The sequence below is a fragment of the Bifidobacterium canis genome, from assembly GCF_009727065.1.
GTDB classification, from domain to species: Bacteria; Actinomycetota; Actinomycetes; order Actinomycetales; family Bifidobacteriaceae; genus Bifidobacterium; species Bifidobacterium canis.
Window position 1 is genome coordinate 1 of the sequence record NZ_WNLP01000019.1, and the last position, 4,607, is coordinate 4,607.

The 4,607-nt window shown below is 57.3% G+C and carries 2 protein-coding genes and 1 rRNA gene; 1 reads left to right on the forward strand and 2 read right to left on the reverse strand.

Going from position 1 to position 4,607, the window contains the following annotated elements; all coding sequences use genetic code 11:
• Positions 1 to 8: 8 nt before the first annotated feature.
• Positions 9 to 125: ribosomal RNA gene (gene rrf / locus GSD1FS_RS09440) — 5S ribosomal RNA — on the forward strand.
• A gap of 1,081 nt (positions 126 to 1,206) precedes the next feature.
• Here the strand turns inward: rrf and GSD1FS_RS09445 are convergent.
• Positions 1,207 to 2,421, reverse strand: a complete 1,215-nt coding sequence (locus GSD1FS_RS09445) for a Fic family protein (RefSeq protein WP_343030277.1) — start codon at positions 2,419 to 2,421, stop codon at positions 1,207 to 1,209.
• A 474-nt stretch (positions 2,422 to 2,895) separates the two neighbouring features.
• Positions 2,896 to 3,540: a hypothetical protein gene (locus tag GSD1FS_RS09450; RefSeq protein WP_155589377.1), complete on the reverse strand. Its 645-nt coding sequence runs from the start codon at positions 3,538 to 3,540 to the stop codon at positions 2,896 to 2,898.
• Positions 3,541 to 4,607 lie beyond the last annotated feature (1,067 nt).

Consider the following 4,607-nt stretch of genomic DNA (forward strand, 5'->3'; position numbering starts at 1 on the left):
TAAGATTTTGCGGCGGCCATGGCCCAGGGGAGACGCCCGGTCCCATTCCGAACCCGGAAGCTAAGCCCTGGCACGGCGATGGTACTATGCTTGAGAGGGCATGGGAGAGTAGCACACCGCCGCAACAACACGTAGAGGGAGGCTCCAAGGACACGATCCTTGGAGCCTCCTTTTCATACCCGGGTGGGAATCCCACCCACCCCCTCGGATGCGCGCGGGAAGGCGGCTTCACGCACCGGCGGCAGATGCATCCTGCCGGATGCACGCGGGGGAGTCCCCTTGCCTGCACGCAACGGTCCCGTCCTGTTCACTGCACGTAAGGATGCATCCCCGTACGCTGACGGCAGGAGTGTTCTGCTGGGTGCATGCGTGGGATCATCTTCATGCACTGGCAGCAGACGCCTTCTGCTCGGCGTGCGCGAGCAGGTTCCTTCGCGCACTGTTGGCAGATGCGCTCCGTTCGGTGTGCGTGAGTCGACTTGTTCGCGCACAGTTAGCAGATGCGTTCTGTGCACTGCACGTGAGGGAGTTTTCCCGTGCACCGATGGCAGGAGCATTCTGCCGGGTGCACGCGGGGGAGCGGCTTTGCGCACCGGAGGCAGTTGCTTTCTGCTGGTTGTGCATGAGCGGGCTCCCAGGACTGCAGTCAACAGCCTGGTTCCGTTCGGAGCGCGCAAGGCGATTCATTCACGTGCATATAGCAGCTCCGTTCTGCTCACTGCACGCGGACACGCCCCTCGTACGCACCACCGCGGGAAGTCATTTCGCTGGCGGGGATATAAAACGCTCGGCCGGCACCGTACACGCTCCTGCGGAACGGCGGAAAATAGCGATTCTACAGAAACGAATACCAAGCCCCCTGATGGTTTCATATCCCCGCCAGCAAAATCTTTGAGGGCATGGTGACCTGTGCAAGATGGCATCGACGAGACAACGCCGCTTGAAGAATCCATTGGGCAGTCCAAAGAAAAACCACGCGATAATCGGGAAGTGTGTCGTCCTATTTGGGAAATACGCACTCTACTTGGAAAATACGGCAGGCTGATTGGAAAACGCGCGCGCTAATCGGAGAAAACGTCACCATTCCGGCCGAAAAGTGACCTGTTTTCCAAATGGAGCGCGCATTCTCCGAATAAAGCGCGTATTTTCCAAATAGACATAACGTGCCGAGCGCGGACGCCTCGGAATACCACGTACGCGCAAACCTCACCCGCGCCGCAGCGAGGCGGCGTAATCATCGAGCACGTCGAGCATGCCGCGATGTTCCCACACAACGTCACGTTTTGCGTTGCTGCGCGCAGTCAATACTCCCGCTTGAGCCAGCGTCTTCAGCGCACGCTCTGCTTGCGATTTGGTCAATCCCACAACGGTGCGCAGATAATTCGAATTGATGATCGGCTGCGCAACAAGGTACGGTAGCACTTTCCACACCGCGGCATCGCGACGCACGCCGTGCAATAATTCGCGTGTTTGCTCAAGTTGCGCGGCAATATCGTCGATGAGCTGCGTGCCACTGCTCGACGCGAACTGTGCCGCCTCCGCGAAATTCTCGATAATAGGTGCGGCATCACCGGCACGATATGCAGTCAATGCGTCGAAATATTGCTCGGTGTGCCGCAATAATCCGGCGGAAACAGGCGGCACAACGTGGGGAGTGAGTCCTTTGTTACGCAAAATTGCGTGCACAAGTGCGCGACCGGTGCGCCCGTTGCCGTCTGCGAACGGGTGGATCGTCTCGAACTGCGCGTGAGCAAGCGCGCACTGTGCAAGAACGGGCACGTCATCGCGGCGCATGAATTCGATGAGATCATCGATCGCGGTGGGGATGAGCTCCGGCTGCGGCGCCACATATGATGCGCCGCGTGGCGAATACGAACTTGTGCCCACCCACACCAGCTGCGTGCGGAACGCGCCGGCGTATGACTCCCACCCGCTCTGCGCGGAGAGCAGCGCGCGGTGCACAGCGAGCAGATGCTCGGTGGAGATGTCGTCGGCGAGCTCCAGCGCGGATTCCATCGCGCGCACATTGCCCACGACCACCGCCGCGTTCTGACTATTGCCTTCGTGCAGCAGCTCGAGTGCCAGATTTTTCGCGCCGACTGTCAGATTCTCGATCTGCGACGATGACGTCGCTTCGGTGCGCAGCAGCACCGCGCTCATCGGCCCGAGAGTGAGCACGCGATCCCCGAACTGCATGGAAGCGCGCGTATCGAAGCGGCTGAGCGCCACCGATGCGTCTTCGAGATCAGTTTGCAGTTCAGCTGGCATGGTGTTGAAATCTATGCTGCTCATGCGAATTGGGATCGCGGAGCGGTACGCGCCGTTCCCGCGAGACCGTCTGCTGCGCGAAACCGGTGCATCATCTGCGATGTGCCACGTGTGCTCCTCATATTCGAGCGCGGGAATCTGCCATGCGTCCACTATCTACCCCGTGTGTTCTGCTGAGTAATTTGCGTATTATCTGCTGCCTGTAATATTAGTTAGCTACAGATAATAGATTATCTGTAGCTAAACTGCAACCTATGTAACAGAAATTGACTGCGTTTTAAGTGTTGGCGTGGGTATCTTGCTTACGAGGCGACATTAGGGACTTATTCGGCAAGTACGATCGTCGGAAATCCTTGAAATAACAGCACTAATATGCGTGAAGATGCTCGGTAATGTCGCCTCGTAAGCGAGATGCTCACGCACTGTTATTCGGTACACAATCCAGTTTTTGGGTGAGCAGGCGCAGGATTCTATTTCTGCGGATGTGTTATTCGCGCAGATGAGTATCTGCGCGAACTTTTTAGAATTTTGCAATTTTGCGTATTAGCTCTATGAGTTTCACGTGAAATCTCAAGCATGGTGCTGTGCTGCCTGCGTAAGCAGCACAACACCATTGCGCACAATGTGTTATTCGAAGAAGAGATACGCGATTATTGCGTAGACGCTAGTGACTGCGCAGAGTATGCCGAACGGTATGACAGACAGCGTCACTTGGCCGGGGATGAGTTGCAGCAGGAAGTAGATCGCGAAGAATACAACCCACAAGCTCCAGTGCACTTTGCCTGTGCGCCAGCGCGCGAACGTCATTTGATATGGCATGGCCAGCGTGACCATACTGAGCACGATTAGCGCGGTCCAAGCGGCGAGAAACCCGATACCAAACTGTGCCAGAGGCAGTGTGTGAGCGGAATTGCCGGATATAAGACCGGCTACGAGCACGCCTCCGGAGATGATGGCGAGCAATATCATCATGCGATATATCCACGTGCCAATGCGGGCGGCCGCGGGGCGCACTTGCATGCTCGCGGTGATCGCTTTGCAGAACGCGTAGATATTGCCGCCGGTGAGTTCGTCCACGGATTCGCCACGCTGCTCAGCAGCCAGGATTTGCTGGGCGAGCTTGTGTGTGGCTTGCTCCTGCTGGACTGGTGACAGACGGATATCGCTGCGCAGGATTGCCGCTCCGGTATCGTAGATTTCTGCGTCGGCTGGTGCGATCTTCCATTTGAATTGTTCGTTTTGCTTACGTATTTGGCTAGATTTGCGTCCCATGATTCCCGCCCCCACTATCAGGTGTTTCACGTGCAACGTTTAGTTATTGAGTTATTTCGACGTTGAAATAGCACCGCTGCAACTGCTTTCATTCTAGGGTTGATGAGTTGGAAAGCATAGGACTGGCATGGGAAATCAGCGGGCAGAGCAATTGATGCGCGAACTGTGTAGATTGGCTGGTTATGCAAAAATAAATTACTGAGTTGGTGGAGTTGGTGGAGCTGGCCGAATTCGCTGGGACAGCATGATGTTTGTTGCAGCGTTTGCGTGAGTTCGTTACGCTGCCGCTTTTGTTGCGCTGTGCCATGAGCGGTGTCATGCGCACCGGGTTGCTGTTGCTGGCGTATTTTTGTGTGCCTTATTGTGCTGGTGGCGGTGTGGGGTCATGTGGGGCTGGGTGTCGGGTTTCGCGGAGTGGCGTTGCATGGCGGTTCTCCGAGGCGGTCTGTCTGGGTCGAGGGTGGTTTCGTGTCCCCGCGGGTGGACGGGGTGTTTGGTTTCTCTGTGTCCGTTTTTGCCGGTCTGCGTTCGTTGTCGTTTGTGCGGCGTGCCCCGCGTTTTTGGCGATGAATGGGGTTCTTCGTTGTCGTTTGTGCGGTGTGTGCCGCGGTTGTGTCGATGTGGCTGGTGGTCAGCGTCCTGTCTGTTTGGGGCCAGGTATTGTGTTTCCCTTTGTTGTGCTGGTGGGGTGTGGGGCCGTCCGGAGGTTGGGTGGCCGCGGTTTGGGGACTGTGGTTTTCCGTTGTTCCCTCGGAGTCGGCTGCCCGATCCCGAGGCGGTTTCATATTCCGCTGGCGGGAATGCCGCGATGGTGCGCGCGGAGAGCGTCGGATAGCCCGTGGATCCGTCGGCGGGGCGCGGGGTTGTCCGGAGGTCTGGCGGATGGTTTCGGGCTGTCGTTTTCGCGGTGTGTGCCGCGTTCCCGGCGGTGGGCGTGGCTTTGTTGTCGGCTGTGCGCCGTCTGCCGCTTCGTTGTCGATTCCGTGGTTTGGATGGGTGGGTGTGTGTTTGTGTTGTTGGTTGTTGGTGGGTTGTTTGTTGGTTTCGACACGCCGGTGTTTTGGCTT